Source organism: Klebsiella sp. MS 92-3 (assembly GCF_000195655.1).
Lineage (GTDB): Bacteria > Pseudomonadota > Gammaproteobacteria > Enterobacterales > Enterobacteriaceae > Klebsiella > Klebsiella pneumoniae.
The window spans coordinates 1-1,832 of record NZ_GL882748.1; the positions used below are offsets into that span (position 1 = coordinate 1).

1 protein-coding gene and 1 tRNA gene are annotated in these 1,832 nt (G+C 60.3%); both read right to left on the reverse strand.

The genetic code is table 11. The features are described from left to right. Positions 1-123 precede the first annotated feature (123 nt). A tRNA-Pro gene (locus tag HMPREF9538_RS22315) sits at positions 124-200 on the reverse strand. A gap of 119 nt (positions 201-319) precedes the next feature. Beyond that, positions 320-1,714, reverse strand: a complete 1,395-nt coding sequence (locus tag HMPREF9538_RS22310; RefSeq protein ID WP_009484191.1) for an ankyrin repeat domain-containing protein — start codon at positions 1,712-1,714, stop codon at positions 320-322. Positions 1,715-1,832 lie beyond the last annotated feature (118 nt).

Consider the following 1,832-nt stretch of genomic DNA (forward strand, 5'->3'; position numbering starts at 1 on the left):
GGTGCAGTCCATGCGCTTGCGCGGGCCTACGAAACGCGAGTCGAACCTCCTGCCCCCGGAGGTTCTCATCCTCACTGGCCTCAGATGCAAAAAAGCCTGCTCATTGAGCAGGCTTTTCGAATTTGGTCGGTGATAGAGGATTCGAACCTCCGACCCCTTCGTCCCGAACGAAGTGCGCTACCAGGCTGCGCCAATCACCGAATGCGGGGCGCATCTTACTGCTGGGATGCCTACCCGTCAATGCCTTATTTTCAAAAAATCGCTCAACCGGCGAGAAACTCAGCAGCCTGAGCAGCGAATCGCCGGTTGCTCAACGTTTTTAGCGGCAGTTGACCTCAAACGTTTTGCGATACTCGGATACCTTACATGTCACCGGCTCGCCGAGATAGGTTGCGCCCGCCGGGGTGAATGTAAACTCTCCCAGTAGCATCGTCAGCTCCCCCAGCTCCGGGCAGGATTGCTGATGACGCATAATATCCGGGCGGGTATCGTTATTCACCGCCCGGGCGATGTCGCTGTATGCCAGCTTGTCAGCAAAGGCATTAGCACAAAACTGCAGTTCGCTTTGCGCCATATGCGCGGCCTGCCCCTTCAGCTCGGCATGCTGTGCCAGCAGCAGCTGGCGAACCTCGCCGGCCCGGCTGTAGCCAATCGCCGTATAGCCGGCCTTATTGCTGAGGTTGACGCTGGCGCCAGCCGCAAGCAGCGCCTCGACATTGGCTTTATTATTCATTTTGACCGCCAGCATCAGCGGGCTGAGATCGTTGGCGGAAAGCTGGTCCACCTTTGCGCCGCGCTGCGCCAGCGCCGCGATCACCGCAGGCGCCCCCTGACCCGCCGCCACCTGCAGCGCCGTGAGTCCTTCACGGTTCGGCTGACCCCCTCCCCCCCCGGAGGCCGACAGCGCCAGCACCAGATCGGGATCGTCCCCCGCCGCCGCCAGCATCAGCGGTGTGGTGCCGGATTTATCCGCCAGGCTGGTGTCCGCCCCGGCGTTGGCCAACGTCGTGATGGTTTCCGCCGATCGCGCGTGATCGACAGCGAGGAAAAAGGCCGATTCCCCGGACGCGTTGACGGCCTTCACGTCCGCGCCGTGCTTGAGGAGCAGCGCCACTATCTCGTCGACGTTCTTCTTAAACGCGCCGGGCGCCAGTTGTAACGCCATGTCTTCGGTCATCAGCGCGCGATTGCCCGTCGCCAGCGATTTCGCCGCCGTTGCGCCAACTATCTTGTCCAGCGTACTCTCCTCTTCGACAGGCGCATCGGGCTTTTTCATCGCCAGAATATGCTGATAGTCGTTTCTGACGTCCCCGCCGTCGGAGATGGCGGACATCAATGCCGTACTCTTGTCGATGGAGGTCTGATTCACCGACGCTCCCGCCTGGAGAAGATCGCCGATAATCGCGGTATCGCTGCCACGCGCCGCCGCCAGCATCAGCGCCGTGACGCCCTGGCGCGTCTGGAGGTTCGGCTTCGCCCGACGCTTAAGCAGCAATTCAACCACATCGCGTCGATTTTCCGCAGCAGCGACCATCAGGCCGCTTAAGCCGGTTTTATCCTGACCATCCACATCAATGCCGTTATCCAGCATGGCTGCGATCGTCGCTGGCGCATCGTATTTACAGGCCAGCAGGAACTGGCTGGTCTCTTCCTCAGACTGGCAGCCCGCGAGCATCATCAGGCACAGTAGGACCAACCCCTTTATCACCTTCATCCTTTCTCTCCATGAAAAGTTCATGCACAGGGGAAGCGAGGAAACAGGGGTAATCAAAGAAGAAGAGGTCACCTGCCAGACACGTCCACTGTGCGAAAAAAATCCCCCCCCCCGCGGG